Source organism: Clostridium sp. (genome assembly GCF_051654825.1).
Lineage (GTDB): Bacteria > Bacillota > Clostridia > Clostridiales > Clostridiaceae > Clostridium.
The window spans coordinates 1-15,548 of the sequence record NZ_JBOFYU010000171.1 but is presented as its reverse complement, the minus strand read 5'-3'; the positions used below and the strand labels follow the sequence as shown (position 1 = coordinate 15,548).

Sequence of the window (15,548 nt, the reverse complement as noted above, 5' to 3'; positions counted from 1 at the left end):
GTTTGAAGCATCCATTCTTTTATATCTCCTTTTTCTGCTGCAATTACAGCCTTCATAGCACCAATTCCAGCATGGCTTAATGCTTCATATGAACCTAAGAATGGTTCTATTTCCTTTTGTAGATTTGCGTTATCTACCTTAGTTCTTATAGATGCTACATCTGACTTTATAGTTTCAAACTCTTCTAATAAAGCAGTTGCTGATTGAACTAATGACTCTTTATTTTGAATAGCTAAGTTAAATGCTTCTATTTTATCAGCTAAATAAACTGACTCATCAAATATAAATGGTCCACTAGCTCCCCCATCATCACTTAAATAAGATATATTTGCGGCAAATCTCTTAAATTCACTTGATGCTTCTGGAACTAATTTTTCTATAGCTGTTTCCCAGCTTTGCATATAGTCAAAGGAATCTGTATTCCATGTATAATCAGCAATACTATAAAGAGCTACCTTTGAAGCTTCAGCTTGATTCATTGGATTTGAATAGAATCCTGTAACATTATCTAAATCTGGATTTAAATTATGCATTGGTGCCATTAATAGCTTTCCATCACAGTAATCATTAACTGGGTAGTTCCACCATACAGCTACATCCTTATTTACTCCTGTTGCAGTTTTAGGCCATTCAAAAACAGATTTTGAAACGTTAGACATAGTTGCATGACCAGTCCACATTACTTCTATATCAGTATTTTGAAGCTTTTGCATAAATGGTTTGAAATAAGTGTTCATATTTGGGCCCCAAGCTGAATTGTATCTTGCAGAAATAACTATCATATTTTCTACATCGCCCTTAGCTTTTACAAACTCTTCATTAATTCTATTAATCCAATCTGCTTGCTTTCCACCATTAGTCCAATCATCTGTATCATCAAATAACACACCAAATTGTCTAACACCTAAATCATATAATTGTTCAAATTTTCTTATAATAGCTTGATAATCCTCTTCAGTAAACTTTAAAGTTGCACCTGGATGGATTGTCCAACAGAAGTTTAAGTTATTATCTTTTCCAGCTTTAGCAAGTTCAGCTATTTCTTGTGCTTTATCTTCTGGATATAATTCCTTCCACTGTGCTCTATGATATGGGTCATCCTTAGGAGCATAAATATAAGTATTCATCTTATATTCACTTGTATCAGCCATTAAGCTCATTCTATCCTCATGACTCCATGGCACTCCATAAAATCCTTCTATAAATCCTCTATTTTTAATTTCTGGATAATCAGCAACTAAAACTTCAGCTATTTTATTATCCTTAGCTTGGTCTAATATTTGATCTAAAGTTATTACTCCATAATAAGCTCCATCTTTATCTGAAGCAGTTATAGTGATTATTCCATTTTCATTTACATCATCACTTATATTTAATAAATAACCTTCTCTTTTATTTAAAGTTTCTAAATCTGTAGTAACTCCATCTAAGCAGTCATCACAATGATCCTTGTTAGAAGTTATAACTATATTAGCTTTGTCATTAACCACAACATCATTTATAACGTAAGAAATGTTATGCTCCCTTAAAGTTTTTTCAAGTCTTGGCATAGTTGCTTCTTCTTGCTCACCATGAATAACAATATTTACTTCATTTTTTAAAGTAAAGCCTGCTGACTTATGTTCAATTTTTTGAGGTACTGGATAAATATTTAAGCTTGACTTAACAATATCTACAGTTTCCTTTGGCTTCATTCCATAAGCTTGTGGAGTTGCAAATGTAGTCATACTTAATGATAAAAAACAAGTAGTGGCTACTCCTGCCTTTAATAATCTTTTACTTCTTTTCTTTTTTAACACAATAAACCCTCCCTAAAAATATACAAGCACTTTACAACTTGTGGTAATCTTTATAATAATTGTATATTTTTTACATAAGATTGTCAATGTAATCCTTTTACTATAATAATTCCTTTATTATTTTATTTTGCTTTAATTTTAAACCTTATATCATTTGACTTTTTATTCCCATCTAATATATAATTATTTCAGAACTTGCTTCACAAAATAAATGTGAATCTTTATTTTTAAAATTTAATTATGCTATTGCTTTGAATAGGAGTAGTACTATAACTTTAAATCTTTAGAGAGCTGCTGGTTGGTGTAAAGTAGTGTTTTAAATATAGGAACTTGCCTAGGAGCTTACTTGTTTAGAAGCAAGTACGGGTTAACCCCCGTTATTTATATAAGTGAGAAAACCTCTAATTTGTTTAGTTGTTTTCTAATAAGAGTGGTACCGCGAAACAATGTCTTTCGTCTCTTAATTGAGATGAAGGGCTTTTTTTATATATTTTTTTAAACTTAGGTTTATTACAAGGAGGAAAAAATTATGGGTAACTACGGAACTTCCGTTGATAAAAAATGGCAAGACAAGTGGGAAGAAACTGGACTTTATAAGTTCGATCCTAACAATGAAGGAGAAAAGCTTTATGTTTTAGAGATGTTCTCTTATCCTTCAGGAAGCCAATTACATGCTGGTCACTGGTTTAACTATGGACCTGTTGATTCATGGGCAAGAATGAAAAAAATGCAAGGATACAATGTATTCCAACCAATGGGATTTGATGCTTTTGGTCTTCCAGCAGAAAACTTTGCTATAAAGACAGGAATCCATCCTAAGGATTCAACTGAAAAGAATATTGTTACTATGAAAGAACAATTAAGAGCTATGGGAGCTATGTTTAACTGGGAAAATGAAGTTGTAACATGCAGACCTGATTATTATAAATGGAGCCAATGGCTATTCTTAAAGTTCTATGAAAAAGGATTAGCTTACAGAAAGAAAGCTCCTGTAAACTGGTGTCCATCATGTGCTACAGTTCTAGCTAATGAGCAAGTAGTTGATGGTGCTTGTGAAAGATGTTCAAGTGAAGTTACTAAAAAGGACTTAACTCAATGGTTCTTAAAAATAACTGATTACGCTGATGAATTACTTGAAGATTTAGATGGATTAGATTGGCCAGAAAAAACTGTTGCAATGCAAAAGCATTGGATTGGTAAGTCAACTGGTGCTGAAGTTACTTTCAAAGTAGTAAATTCAGATGTTAAATTTGATGTATTTACTACAAGAGTTGATACTTTAAATGGAGTTACTTATGTAGTTTTAGCTCCTGAAAATCCATTAGTAGACGAAATAACTACAGCTGAAAATAAAGCTGCTGTTGAAGAATATAGAGATGCTGCTAAAAAGCAATCTGATATAGAAAGACAATCTCTTTCAAGAGAAAAAACTGGTGTATTCACTGGTTCATATGCTGTAAACCCAATTAACGGTAAAGAAGTTCCAGTATGGGTTGGTGACTATGTATTAGCTACTTATGGAACTGGAGCTGTTATGGCTGTTCCTGCTCATGATGAAAGAGACTTTGCTTTTGCTGAAAAGTTTAACCTTCCAATAGAAAGAGTTATAACTAATAAAAAAGGTGAAGAAATTGCACTTCCATACTGTGAGTATGGCGTACTTGTTAACTCAGGTGAATTTGATGGTTTAACTACTGAAGAAGCTAAGGTTAAAATAGTTGAAAAGCTAGAAACAATGGGTCTAGGATCAGCTAAGGTTAACTATAGATTAAGAGACTGGTTAGTTTCAAGACAAAGATATTGGGGAACTCCAATACCAATGATTCACTGTGATGAATGTGGAATAGTTCCAGTACCTGAAAATCAATTACCTGTTGAATTACCATATGATGTTGAGTTTGCTCCAGATGGAAAATCACCACTTGCTAAATGTGATGACTTTGTTAATACACCATGTCCTAAGTGTGGTAAGCAGGCTAAGAGAGAATGTGATACTTTAGATACATTTGTATGTTCATCATGGTATCAATTTAGATATACAGATAACAAAAATACTGAAATAGCATTTGATAAGGAAATCGTTGATAAAATGCTTCCAGTAGATAAATATGTTGGTGGACCTGAGCATGCTTGTATGCACCTTCTTTATGCTAGATTCTTTACTAAAGCATTAAGAGATATGGGTTACTTAAGCTTTGATGAACCATTTAAATCATTAACTCACCAAGGATTAATTCTTGGACCAGATGGATTAAAAATGAGTAAATCAAAAGGAAACACTATTTCTCCTGATACTTATATAAACCAATATGGTGCAGACGTATTTAGAATGTACTTAATGTTTGGTTTTGCTTACACAGAAGGTGGAGCTTGGAGTGATGAAGGAGTTAAATCAGTAGCTAGATTTGTTGATAGAATCGAAAGATACCTTGAAACTTCTAGAGAAGCTATAGAAAGTGGTGAAAATAACAAAACTACTATAGATAAGGCTGAAAAAGAATTAAACTTCTGGTTAAACAATGCAATTAAAGGTGTTACAGAAGATGCAGATAAAATGCAATTTAATACTGCAATAGCAAGAATGATGGAGTTTGTAAATGCATTCTCTAAATACTTAAAAGAAGACACTAAAAACTTAGACTTCTTAAAATCAACTTGCAAAAGCTTCTTAAAGATAATTTCACCATTTGCTCCTCACTTTGCTGAAGAACAATGGAGTCTATTAGGTGGAGACTTCTCAATCTTTAATCAACCTTGGCCAGAATTTGATCCTAAGGCTTTAGTTAAAGATGAAATTGAAATAGCTATCCAAGTTAACGGTAAAATAAAAGCTAAGATAAACGTTGCATCTGATTTAGATGATGAAGGAATAAAAGAAGCATCATTATCTAATGAAAGCGTAGTAGCTGCAATAGATGGAAAAACTGTAGTTAAAGTTATCGTTATTAAAGGAAGACTTGTTAATATAGTTGTAAAATAGTATTCTTTAATAAAAATTGATAATACTATCATAAATAAGTTTATATAAAAAGAGCATCATTATTATAATGTTTGCTCTTTTTTGTTACTAAGATATTACTTTCCTTAAATATTGAACTTAAAGATTTTAACTTGTCTTTTTCCTTCTGCATACATTTCGTTATCTTCTGGAACAGTAGCAATTTCCAAGAATTTTCCCCCGACTATTTCACAAGTTCTTGAAGAAGCCATATTATCAGGAACACAAGTTATAATCAAATAATCCATACTATGTTTTTTGGCTTGCTTAAATAATAACTCACAAGCCTTGGCAGCATAATGATGTCCACGGTATTCTTCATTAATTCCATACCCAATATTGCCACCAATATATGTTTTTTCATTGTGTCCAATTCTTAAATCACAATTACCAATAACCTCTCCATTTACCAAGCAAATATCAAAATAATATGCTGGAAGCCATTTCTTTTCAGATTGTGCTTCACAAGTTTTAGTAAGTTTTAAAAAAATCTCAGTTGTTCTTAAATCTTCAATATCAAAAAACATAAAATCACCTCTACAAATCTCTATTTATCAAATAATTATATACTATATTTTATAAATTAAAAAGGAAACCATCTAGGTTTCCAAAAACAAAATTTTATTATATTTCTATTTTTAAAACTTCTTCTTTGCTAAGTTTTGAACATTTAAAATCTACCCTATATATTGGAATTTATCAAGATATACAAGCTATAATTTCTATATAAGCATTTAATGATTAAATTAGAATAAAAGTTAAGATTAATATGATAATAATTTCTTCAATATTTGTATCTATTTAAAATTATGAGCATTTAGGTTATAATAAAAATAAAATATAAAAGGGAGGAAATATTAGTTGAGTAGACGACTTTTAAATCCTAAAGTAGATTTTATCTTTAAAAAAATATTTGGTTCTGAGAATCATCCAAATATATTAATATCCTTTTTAAATGCTGTGATGAAACCAGTTGATAAAATAGTTTCAGTAGCTATTAATAATACAGAAATAACAAAAGATTTCTTAGAAGATAAATTTAGTAGATTAGATGTTAAGGCAACTACTAATAAAGGTGAAGTTATTAATATAGAGATACAAATAAAAAATGAATACAATATGATTAAGCGTAGCCTATATTATTGGAGTAAACTTTATGAGGAACAGCTTAGTGAAGGCGATAAATATGAAACACTTTCAAGAACTGTTTGTATAAATATACTAGACTTTAAATATTTAGATAATGATAGGTTCCATAATGGATATAGATTAAAAGAAATTGAAACAAATGAAGAACTTACAGATATTCAGGAGATTCATTTTATAGAAATCCCCAAATTAAAAGACCTTGATGACAATACAAATGTTGATACAATAGATATGTTAGAAGCTTGGATTCAATTCTTAAAAGATCCAGAAAGTAATGTAGTTAGACAGCTCGAATTCAGCAAAGAAGAAATTAAAGAAGCCAAGGATGAACTTTATAGATTAAGTAGAGATAAAAAGGAACTTGAGCTTTATAATTTGAGAGAGAAGTCTTTCTTTGATAAAATATCCGCCTTATCTAATGCTGAAGAAAAAGGGAGATTATCAGAAAGAATTAGTATAGCTAAAAATCTTTTAGATGTATTAGATAATGAAATAATTTCACTAAAGACTGGCTTAAGTGTAGAAGAAATAGAAAAATTAAGATAAATTTTCAAGGTGAGTATTTAAATAAATGCTCACCTTATTTTCTAAAAATATAGTTTAATCTTAATCCTATAAATTGGAATTTAGCTAAGTTAATATTGTAGTCATAATCTATAGTTATGAATTTTCATGTTTACTCCATCACGCTCAAAGCAGTCCTCTTCTGAAATAAACTTAAACCCAAAATATCTAAGAATTTTTTCACTTGCAACATTATCATGTACTACATCAGCAAATAGAGTACTTTTATCATACTTTTCTCTCATAAATTCTAATAACCACTTTATAGATTTTGTTGCATACCCTTTGCCCCAGCTTGATTTACAAAACTGATAAAACAATCCAAAGTGTAATTTTTCTTTATCAATATACGGACAACCGATAATTCCAATTACACCATCTTTGTTACTTACAATAAAGACATCAAAATCTTTCAGAGTATTAATCCTATTTTTTATTTCTACTAATGTACAAGGCTTTTTAATATTTGTATATTTAATAACATCTTCATCAGACCATATATTTAACAAATCCTTTGCAAATTTATCATTAAGAGGTATGTATTTCAATTCGCTCATTAATTTATCACCACCATAATATAAATAATTATACACTATTTTCTCCAATAAAAAAAGGAAGCCTATTATAGCCTCCAAAAATTAACTTTTATTTTATTTCTTCACATACTAACTTTATAAAAACATTCATTTCATTTTCATCAATTAATCTATTTAATTCTTCCTTTGATAACACGCCTAAATTATCCATAGATACGCCCATACCACCAATATTGCCATGAAATAAATATACTTCATCTCCAATATTTATTTTTGCATCTCCACCAAAATAATAATTTGTTAATTTAGATATATCTTCTTCTATATCTAAACTACTATATACCCCACCAGACATTATTCTTATTTTATTTTCTTGTATATTTATTGATATATTAGTATCTTCTATCTTTTCATCTGTTGGCTCATATGCCATGCCAAATAAAGTTTCTTCTTTTACTTTCTCTTTATTTTTATAGACCTCATATACTAAATTTAATTCATAGCTTTTATCTTTAGGAAAGTTTTTTAAATCATATTTAAAGGCTCTATTTCCAGTTAATGATAATATTTCATTTTGTTCCTTTGTAAATTCTTTAGATTTGATTATAAAGTTTTTACTTTGAGTACATCCACTAATAATTAAGGCATTTAAAATCACAAGTAAAACCAATATTTTTTTCACCTTTTACCCCCTATAATTAATATTTTTCAATAATTTTTTCTTCCTACAAACTATGATATATCTGTGTTCAATGCTTTCAATATAGCCTTTAATAGATATCTCTTCATTTAATTCACACAATCCTTCAAAACAATTCTCTACAGAAAATCCAGGAAATTCCCACTCAATAATCTTTGCAAAATACACAATTGCCCCTATATCTTTAAAACGTAAGTAAGGAAAATACTCATTAACATATATAATTTCAAATAGATTGTTATCTATTTTTTTCAAGTTCCTATCTAAAGTATTGTCTGAATATAATGGAGTAAAATCTTTTATTAATGCTTTAGACAACACTTCATTATTTTTTCCACCCACCTGTTGAGTAATGAAAATTCCATCTGATTTTAATATTCGCTCTACTTCTTTAATATCAAAAGACTCATGTCTATTTATAATTAAGTCAAAACTATTATCTTCAAAAGGCAATTCAGAATCATTAAATACTTGCCTTACTTCAATTCCAAGTGGCTCTAATTTTTGTTTGCATATTTGAACATTAGGTGGCCACATTTCTGTAATAGCCGTATTATTATATGGGTGATTAAGTGATAATAAAAATTCTCCACCACCAGTTCCCATGTCTAATAATTTACAATGTGGATTTAAATATTTCTTTAGTATATCTTCATAGCTCCAAGGTAATTCTTCTTCATCCCATCTATTTTCTAAATACGAGAAATCCCACCCCTTAAATGTAGCTTGTTCTTCTTTTTTCCATGATTCTTTTAATTTACTATAATTCATAACTGTCCCTCTTTTCATATATTTTTTATTAATATAAAATTGGTGCAGTTTGCTGATAGTATATATAAATTTATTCTTGGTACAATCTACTATCAGTTATTATAACTGCACCAAGTAGTTAATTTGCTCTTTTCCCATATTAAGATTTCACCCACTTTAAACTTACTATATAATCAATTTAACAAACATTTGACTCTCCTAACAAAACAACGATTCATCAAATCTCATTAATAACATTATAACTTAATAACCATAAAATAATAATTTCATTCAAACTCATCCAATCACAAAATGGGAATCTATCGAGGAGTACAAGCTATGCTTATAAACTACCTATTATTTTATGTGTTATCTCTAAGCAAATTTCTGCAGATTCATCTACTGCTTTAAAAAATTCTTCTGCTCCACCTGAAACACTGTCAGAAACAGTTTTTATAAGTAAGCATGGCACATTATTTCTATTGCATGTTAATACAATTCCAGCTGCCTCCATCTCACATATATCTGCATTAAATTTCTTATGTAATTCTCTTTTCTTTTCCTCACTACCAATAAATTTATCTGCTGATGCACAAATAACTGCTTTTAAATTTAGATTTATTTCAAGTGCTTTACTTAAAATACTTTTTGTAGTTGGGATATAAATGCTTGGATATTCAATATATCTTCCTACATCTGTTTTGTCAGCATCTGATGTGTCAAAATCATAATGAACAACACTTTCAACAATACAAGTTCTTGCTAGTACCATTTCTTCAGTAAGTCCTCCAACAACTCCAAAATTCACAATAAATTCTACTTGAAGCTGTGAAATTAAAAACTGTGTTGCCATTGTAGCTGCAATCTCTCCTGCACCACTATGAATAACAAATAGATTTTTATCATCTATTCCATATTGATAAACATTAAACCCTGGATAACTAAGTTTTTTTGGTTTTCCATATTTATTTAAAACTGCTTCTATTTCCACAGCAACAATCATACCTATGTTTCTCATATAAATTCCTCCCCACTGCGTATTACTATAGTAATTATACCTATTTTTTCATTTAATTCCAATAAATATATTTCAGTAATTAAACTGGTATGAATACTATTTAGTAATTATATGTATGGTATTATTTAGAGTCTAACTCAGAATCTAATAGATAACTTAAGCTTACTGTTTATGAGTTAACTGATGCTTTTATTATAAGAATATAAACTTCTAAAATTAGTTGAATGAATATATTGTTTATAAACAATAGGCAATCAGATACTAATACGTCTATTTAGAATTACCAGTCATTTTTAATTCACATTATATTAAGATTGTACATAGAACCTAACTGCTAAATTCCTATTTTCCTCTTAGTTTAAATCCCAAAATCAACTTACTATAAACTAACCTAAACTCACCCACAACTTGGAATTTATTTTATAGGCTTTCCAATTTTTTTATCTAATCTCCACTTTGGAGCAAAACCATCATCACCAAAGTATTCATCAAGTTCTTTAATCTTATTATTCTCTATTCTAAAAAAGGAAGTGGCATGACAAGACATTTCGTCACTCCAAACTCTAGTAACTGTAATGACTCTATCACCAACCGTAATAATACGTTCGACTTCTCCATTCCAGTCTCCAGGATACTCACAATTTGCAATAATATATTCATCTACATTAAAGGACTCATTTGTACAATGCCACCTAATTTTCGCATCTTCACAAAAATATTTTCTTAATTCATCTTTTTCTTGGGATACTACCTTATTCCAAAATCTCTTAATTAGTTCTTCCATATAACTGCTCTCCTCTTTAAATTCCTATTTATGTAATATTTATATACGATATTTTACAAATAAAAAAGGAAACCATTTGGTTTCCAATAATAATTAAGGCATTTAACATCACAACTAAAACCAATATTTTTTCACCTTTTACCACCTATAATTAATATTTTTCAATATTTTTTTCTTCCTACAAATTCATCTAATCGTAAAATTGGAATCTTATTTACTAAAAATCATTTTAAACTCTTCAAAGATAACAGGCATATCTTCTGTAAATATATAACCTAAATCTTTGCCTTCACTAGAAAAGAAAGCTGTATGCCCCTTTCTCCACGATTCCAAATTACTATCTTCTCCTTCAAGCTTACATATATCATAAGTAATATCTTTAAATGGAATAACATTAATCTTTATAGTTTCTATTACACACTTAGGATTTCCCTCCCAATCTGTGACAATACTTAAATCCCCAGCCTTTGGTATTTTATCCTCCTCATTTTTATATGCCAATAAACTACTACTAGTTGCTTGTTTTTGTCCTATAAGAACCAATTTAAGTAGCTCATTTGCCAACTTTTCAGTTAGTTCAAAATGAAAACAATCTATATATTTAACATCTTCTTCTCTATTGGTTTTCAATATGAATTCTTTCCAAAATTCATCAATTATAATTGCTTTATTATTCATATATTTCACCTCTATAAATTCTAATTTTCCCCTTAGTTTTAATCCCAAAATCAAATTACTGTAATAATTTAAAATTCAATCTCCTTAAAATAAGAATACAATTCTTCAGTTGATTTTTTATCCAAAGGATTTTGCCTTAATACCTTAATTATTGGAATAAGTGTACTAAAGTCATGTTTATCAAATAAATTACCGATAATTTTCTATTTTTCTTCCAATTTGCAAATTCCCTTTTCTTTTAATTATACCATATAATTACTTGAAATATATTATATAGTCTTTTTATCCAATTAATCAAAGTATTATAATCAAACCTAATCCTTTGCATCTTACCCCTAACTATTTACATCTTAGATGTACAAATGTTGCCAATTCAATCCCTCTAAAATATACTTATATTATAGACAAGGCCTGTCAAATTAAGCTAAGGAGTGTGCTTATGAAAATAACTGTTGAGCATATGGACATACCTGAAAATGAAATAGTTTTACGTTGTAAAAGTATTGATGATGAAATGCTCCATATATTATCATTTTTAAAATCTAGATCACAAAAGCTTTGTGCTTTCAAAGACAAAAATGAACTTATTTTTTTATCACCTGATTCAATATTATATTGTGAATCAGTAGATGAAAAAGTTTTTCTATATAGTGAAAAAGATGTTTATCAAACTGCCTTGAACTTAGCTGAGCTTGAAAACAACTACTCTTCAGTAGGTTTTTTGAGAATAAGCAAGTCCATGGTGTTAAATTTACACAAGATAAAAAAATTAAAAAGCTTTACCTCCGGAAGAATTGAAGTAATTATGAAAAATGATGAAAAAATAATTGTCTCCAGGCATTATGCCCCAATATTAAGACAAAAACTTGAAATATAAAAATGAAATGAGGGATTTTTTATGGAAATGTTTAATAAATTTTATAGATTTGGATCAGAAGTAAAACCTAAAGCTTCACTATATTCCTTAGGAATAGTATTTTTCATAGCTATAGTTAACTTAATCTTTGGTATTACTACAATAAGTATATTTACGCTTCTAGAAACCTTTATTATTTCTTTATTAATTGCATTGCTTGAATATTATTTCTTTCACAATTATGAAGATTTATCAAGAAAAAAGAACAAAACAAACACTATAATTTGGGCAATACTAAGTAATCTAATTGTAATTTCATCTGCTGTAATATTTTCATGGTTTCCAATCTTACCTTTATTGGGAAATATATTATTAATCATAATTTTAAATATTTCAATTGTTGCAATGCGTTATAGTATATATGTAGTTAATTTAGTAGATACAAAAAATCTAAATTCTAAATTACAAAAGTTTCAAAAAACAACCTAAAATCTATAGTTCATAGGTCACATTATTTTATCAGGAATTATCAAGTAAAAAGGCAAAGAAATATAGTTATGATTAAATAACTATATTTCCTTGATTTATATTACTAGCTTCTATAAACCAATCTGCAACTCATATATTTGCTGGCAGTGAAAAACATCAGCATGATTTAAAATGTTTTACACCCAAGGCTTCTACACAAATTTCTTGAATCTTATTTGTTTTCCTTTCCATATACTAAATTAAAGGGCAGGTATAAATTTAATTTATTCTTAACATAAAATCATGCAATTTCTTCTTATGTAGTGAATATAATATATTAACAAAAGCTATATACTCTTCAATTTAATATAAATCTAAGTGAGGTGCTTTTTTATGGAACTAATTATAGTATTACTTTACCTAGGTATTAAATATTCAATTGACACTTATAAGTCCCACAAAGAAATTAAAACCCCAGTATAATCTAAACAAAAAAATAGATATGGTTATACTAATAACTCATATCTATTTTCTGACGCGCCTACATATTAATGTTTTATACTTTCATCATGTGCTAATACGTCTTTATTATATTCAACTTTTAATTCTTTTTTCCACTCATCTAATTTAGCTTGGTACACTTCATATTGTTTGTTTTGTTCAAGCATGCTCTTTAACTTATCCTTTATGTTTTCTAAAGGCTCTACAGCTGTTCCATCAGCTATATTTTTTGCTTCTATTATATGATATCCAAAGCTACTTTTTACTGGTGTTGATATTTCCCCTTCTTTTAAAGGTTTTAATCCTTCTAAGAATAATGGGTCAAAGTTTTGTTGCTCATACATAACAAAACTTAAGTCTTCAGCTATAGGGTATTCGTTTTTAGCTTTATTTCCTTCATATTCTTTAAATAAGTCATCAAAGCTTGTCCCTGCATCAATTTTAGCCTTTGCTTCATTTGCAGCTGCTTCTTGATCTTCTTTAAATAATATATGTCTTGTATCTGCTCCTGCTGGCTTTACAAATTCAGTTTCTTTATTTTCTTCATAATACTTAACTACATCTTCATCAGTAACAGTAACATCTTTTAATATGCTTTCCATTACCTTATCCATTATAACTTGATCCTTAGCCATTTCAGTAAAACTTTCTAAAGTGTGTCCATTTGCTGTTAAAGCTTGCTCAAATCCAGCATCTCCACCATATCCTTGTTTAACTGATTCTACTAATGCTTGTGCTTCAGTTTCTAAATCAGCATCAGTAGGTATAAGGTTCATTTCCTTTGCCTTTGCTTTAAATATTTCTTTTTCTATTAAACTATCAGCTGCATGCTGTCTTGAATGCTTTAAGTTTTCCTTAGTTGTTTCATCTATTTGAGATTCATAGTCTTCTCCAAATTGAGCCTTAAGTTGCTCTAATTGTGGTGCTAAAAGCTCATCTACCATTGATTGAGTTATTTTTGTGGATCCCATAGTTATCCAAACTGTATCATTAGCCTTGCTTCCACATCCCATTAATGCAACTGCTGTTACTGTTGCTAAAACTAACATTTTTAATCTTTTATTTATTCCCATTTGTTAACCCTTCTCCTTCTCTGTTGCTATTCCTTTAGATTGTACCATTTTTCACCATTTAATTCAAACCAAATAAGTAAATGTTTTCTTATTTTACTTATTCTTTACGTTTTAAGGTTACAACTATTAATAATAAAGTAATAAGGGTTATTAAAAGCCTTATAAAGTTCTCTTCAATATTTATAACGTCGTAGCTTATTATTGCTTCTAATGCTATTGAAGGTATCTTTCCTAAGCAAGTAGCTAATATAAATATAAAGCTATTAACGTTGCTTATAGATGCTGCTAATGTTACAAATCCCGAAGGCATAAAAGGTAATAATCGACCTTCAAAAATTAAAAATCCAGCCCTTTTCCCACTGCTGTTTACTATTTTCTTTAATAAGTTGTTTTTGTTAGCTATATTTTCAATAGACTTTTTAAGTCCTAATCTATAAACCTTAAAGGTTATAAATCCACCTACTGTTTCTCCAATAAGTGAAATAATAAACCCTGTATATGGTCCAAAGAAAATAATATTTGCTCCTGTTACAAATATTGAAGGCAATACCCCTACTAATGATATTAAAATACTCATTAAGATTGAGATAGGTATTGCTATGCTGCTATATTCTCTAAATATTTCTATTACACTTTCTATACTTAACATTTTTTACTTTACTCCTATAATAAATTCCCTTAAACACAATAGCTAAAACTAATAATATCATAACTATTATTAAAGCGTAAATCATAAATAACTTTTCTGGAAGAACATTTATTATAGGATCTGTCACGCTATCAAATATCCAATAATCATTTCTAAAAAAAATCTTATGGAATAATTCAAATGCCTTTGTAAAATCAATATACATTATTAATACTACTGCTAAAAGTAATGTTGTTATTATATTTGCAGAATAATTCATTATAGATTTAAAGTTTATTTTCCCACTAATTACTCTTATACTTTTAAAGGCTATATATACTGCTATAAAGCTAATTATAAAGATATATAGCATAGTAAATATTCTTTTTACATCTTCGAAATGAATCCTTCCCTTTAAGCTCATAGGAAAACTTATAAAGTTTAATTCCTTAATAAATGGATTTTTCAAATAATTTATCATTATATTATAATTTTCCATAAGCTCACTAGAAGACATCCTTGCTATACTTTCTAAATTTAATTTACTTATTCCTATTTCATATATTACAGTTAAGTTTAAAACTATTAATGTAGTTAAGGAAATTAACGCTATTGTAAATAAAATAGATAAAAATATATTAATACTATTTTTTCTAAACTCTACCTTTTTCAGACTATTCACCTCTTCGACTATTTTTAACTTACCTTAGTTATTATTTCCACCTAAAACCTTTGTAATCAAGTAATAGAGCATTTTTAAAATCAATATATGATTAATTTTAATATTTGCCCTATTAAATAACTTATATAATAAAAAAATATTCATACACTTAAAATTAACTTAAGGTTTAGATATTATTTTAATAAACTTTTTCTATTTAACTTCAAACTATTCCTATTATATATGATTTTTTTCGTAAAAGAAAAAAAGCTGCCTTATGACAACTTTAACCCTTAATCATCTAATGCAATTTTAAAATCTTCTAAAACGCTACTTACTAGTTTTTCATCTAATTGCTTATAATATGGAAGTAAATCTGCATCTT

15 protein-coding genes and 1 other annotated feature are annotated in these 15,548 nt (G+C 28.5%); of the genes, 4 read left to right on the top strand and 11 right to left on the bottom strand.

Translation table 11 applies throughout. From position 1 onward, the window contains the following. Positions 1 to 1,799, bottom strand: a 1,799-nt coding sequence (locus tag ACRDBA_RS10190; RefSeq protein ID WP_438572817.1) for a beta-N-acetylglucosaminidase domain-containing protein, incomplete at its 3' end; no start/stop codon positions are given. A gap of 242 nt (positions 1,800 to 2,041) precedes the next feature. Beyond that, positions 2,042 to 2,263 (top strand) — a binding site (T-box leader). A 65-nt stretch (positions 2,264 to 2,328) separates the two neighbouring features. Here ACRDBA_RS10190 and leuS point away from each other — a divergent pair. Next, positions 2,329 to 4,779 carry a leucine--tRNA ligase gene (gene leuS, locus ACRDBA_RS10185; RefSeq protein ID WP_438572816.1) on the top strand — a complete coding sequence of 817 codons (2,451 nt, stop codon included), beginning with the start codon at positions 2,329 to 2,331 and terminating at the stop codon, positions 4,777 to 4,779. Positions 4,780 to 4,883: 104 nt separating this feature from the next. Here leuS and ACRDBA_RS10180 read toward each other — a convergent pair whose 3' ends face one another. Next, positions 4,884 to 5,324, bottom strand: coding sequence for a GNAT family N-acetyltransferase (locus tag ACRDBA_RS10180; RefSeq protein ID WP_438572815.1), 441 nt, complete (start codon positions 5,322 to 5,324; stop codon positions 4,884 to 4,886). Between the two features lie 334 nt (positions 5,325 to 5,658). On the opposite strand from ACRDBA_RS10180, the gene ACRDBA_RS10175 reads away from it, so the two are divergent. Further along, a complete protein-coding gene (locus tag ACRDBA_RS10175) occupies positions 5,659 to 6,492 on the top strand; it encodes an Rpn family recombination-promoting nuclease/putative transposase (protein ID WP_438572814.1) in 834 nt (277 codons plus the stop codon). 101 nt (positions 6,493 to 6,593) lie between these two features. Here ACRDBA_RS10175 and ACRDBA_RS10170 read toward each other — a convergent pair whose 3' ends face one another. From ACRDBA_RS10170 to ACRDBA_RS10145, 6 genes are all read right to left on the bottom strand, one after another. Further along, the gene (locus tag ACRDBA_RS10170) at positions 6,594 to 7,103 is read right to left on the bottom strand and encodes a GNAT family N-acetyltransferase (RefSeq protein WP_438572813.1); all 510 of its coding nucleotides are present in this window, start codon (positions 7,101 to 7,103) and stop codon (positions 6,594 to 6,596) included. Positions 7,104 to 7,155: 52 nt separating this feature from the next. Beyond that, on the bottom strand, positions 7,156 to 7,728 hold the full coding sequence (locus tag ACRDBA_RS10165; RefSeq protein ID WP_438572812.1) for a hypothetical protein: 573 nt from the start codon (positions 7,726 to 7,728) through the stop codon (positions 7,156 to 7,158). A gap of 3 nt (positions 7,729 to 7,731) precedes the next feature. Further along, a complete protein-coding gene (locus ACRDBA_RS10160; RefSeq protein WP_438572811.1) occupies positions 7,732 to 8,517 on the bottom strand; it encodes a class I SAM-dependent methyltransferase in 786 nt (261 codons plus the stop codon). Between the two features lie 322 nt (positions 8,518 to 8,839). Then, a complete protein-coding gene (locus tag ACRDBA_RS10155; RefSeq protein ID WP_438572810.1) occupies positions 8,840 to 9,514 on the bottom strand; it encodes a 5'-methylthioadenosine/S-adenosylhomocysteine nucleosidase in 675 nt (224 codons plus the stop codon). 415 nt (positions 9,515 to 9,929) lie between these two features. Next, a complete protein-coding gene (locus tag ACRDBA_RS10150) occupies positions 9,930 to 10,298 on the bottom strand; it encodes a nuclear transport factor 2 family protein (protein ID WP_438572809.1) in 369 nt (122 codons plus the stop codon). Positions 10,299 to 10,508: 210 nt separating this feature from the next. After that, positions 10,509 to 10,976 (bottom strand): ASCH domain-containing protein, encoded by a 468-nt coding sequence (locus ACRDBA_RS10145; RefSeq protein ID WP_438572808.1) that lies wholly within the window; start codon positions 10,974 to 10,976, stop codon positions 10,509 to 10,511. Positions 10,977 to 11,415: 439 nt separating this feature from the next. Between ACRDBA_RS10145 and ACRDBA_RS10140 the strand changes: the two genes are divergently transcribed. Both ACRDBA_RS10140 and ACRDBA_RS10135 read left to right on the top strand, forming a co-directional pair. Beyond that, positions 11,416 to 11,853: a LytTR family DNA-binding domain-containing protein gene (locus tag ACRDBA_RS10140; protein WP_438572807.1), complete on the top strand. Its 438-nt coding sequence runs from the start codon at positions 11,416 to 11,418 to the stop codon at positions 11,851 to 11,853. Positions 11,854 to 11,874: 21 nt separating this feature from the next. After that, on the top strand, positions 11,875 to 12,321 hold the full coding sequence (locus tag ACRDBA_RS10135; protein ID WP_438572806.1) for a hypothetical protein: 447 nt from the start codon (positions 11,875 to 11,877) through the stop codon (positions 12,319 to 12,321). A 527-nt stretch (positions 12,322 to 12,848) separates the two neighbouring features. Here ACRDBA_RS10135 and ACRDBA_RS10130 read toward each other — a convergent pair. From ACRDBA_RS10130 to ACRDBA_RS10120, 3 genes are all read right to left on the bottom strand, one after another. Beyond that, positions 12,849 to 13,874 (bottom strand): peptidyl-prolyl cis-trans isomerase, encoded by a 1,026-nt coding sequence (locus tag ACRDBA_RS10130; protein WP_438572805.1) that lies wholly within the window; start codon positions 13,872 to 13,874, stop codon positions 12,849 to 12,851. A 97-nt stretch (positions 13,875 to 13,971) separates the two neighbouring features. Continuing rightward, a complete protein-coding gene (locus tag ACRDBA_RS10125; RefSeq protein ID WP_438572804.1) occupies positions 13,972 to 14,523 on the bottom strand; it encodes a TVP38/TMEM64 family protein in 552 nt (183 codons plus the stop codon). Beyond that, positions 14,489 to 15,184 (bottom strand): TIGR01906 family membrane protein, encoded by a 696-nt coding sequence (locus ACRDBA_RS10120; RefSeq protein WP_438572803.1) that lies wholly within the window; start codon positions 15,182 to 15,184, stop codon positions 14,489 to 14,491. Before ACRDBA_RS10120 ends, ACRDBA_RS10125 begins: the two co-directional genes overlap by 35 nt. Positions 15,185 to 15,548: the final 364 nt, after the last annotated feature.

Excerpts from the sequence above, each read along its gene's own strand:
- ACRDBA_RS10145 (WP_438572808.1), bottom strand. The coding sequence starts at position 10,976 with ATGAATAATAAAGCAATTATAATTGATGAATTTTGGAAAGAATTCATA.
- ACRDBA_RS10140 (WP_438572807.1), top strand. The coding sequence starts at position 11,416 with ATGAAAATAACTGTTGAGCATATGGACATACCTGAAAATGAAATAGTT.
- ACRDBA_RS10130 (WP_438572805.1), bottom strand. The coding sequence starts at position 13,874 with ATGGGAATAAATAAAAGATTAAAAATGTTAGTTTTAGCAACAGTAACA.
- ACRDBA_RS10155 (WP_438572810.1), bottom strand. The coding sequence starts at position 9,514 with ATGAGAAACATAGGTATGATTGTTGCTGTGGAAATAGAAGCAGTTTTA.
- ACRDBA_RS10150 (WP_438572809.1), bottom strand. The coding sequence starts at position 10,298 with ATGGAAGAACTAATTAAGAGATTTTGGAATAAGGTAGTATCCCAAGAA.
- ACRDBA_RS10125 (WP_438572804.1), bottom strand. The coding sequence starts at position 14,523 with ATGTTAAGTATAGAAAGTGTAATAGAAATATTTAGAGAATATAGCAGC.
- leuS (WP_438572816.1), top strand. The coding sequence starts at position 2,329 with ATGGGTAACTACGGAACTTCCGTTGATAAAAAATGGCAAGACAAGTGG.
- ACRDBA_RS10135 (WP_438572806.1), top strand. The coding sequence starts at position 11,875 with ATGGAAATGTTTAATAAATTTTATAGATTTGGATCAGAAGTAAAACCT.
- ACRDBA_RS10160 (WP_438572811.1), bottom strand. The coding sequence starts at position 8,517 with ATGAATTATAGTAAATTAAAAGAATCATGGAAAAAAGAAGAACAAGCT.
- ACRDBA_RS10180 (WP_438572815.1), bottom strand. The coding sequence starts at position 5,324 with ATGTTTTTTGATATTGAAGATTTAAGAACAACTGAGATTTTTTTAAAA.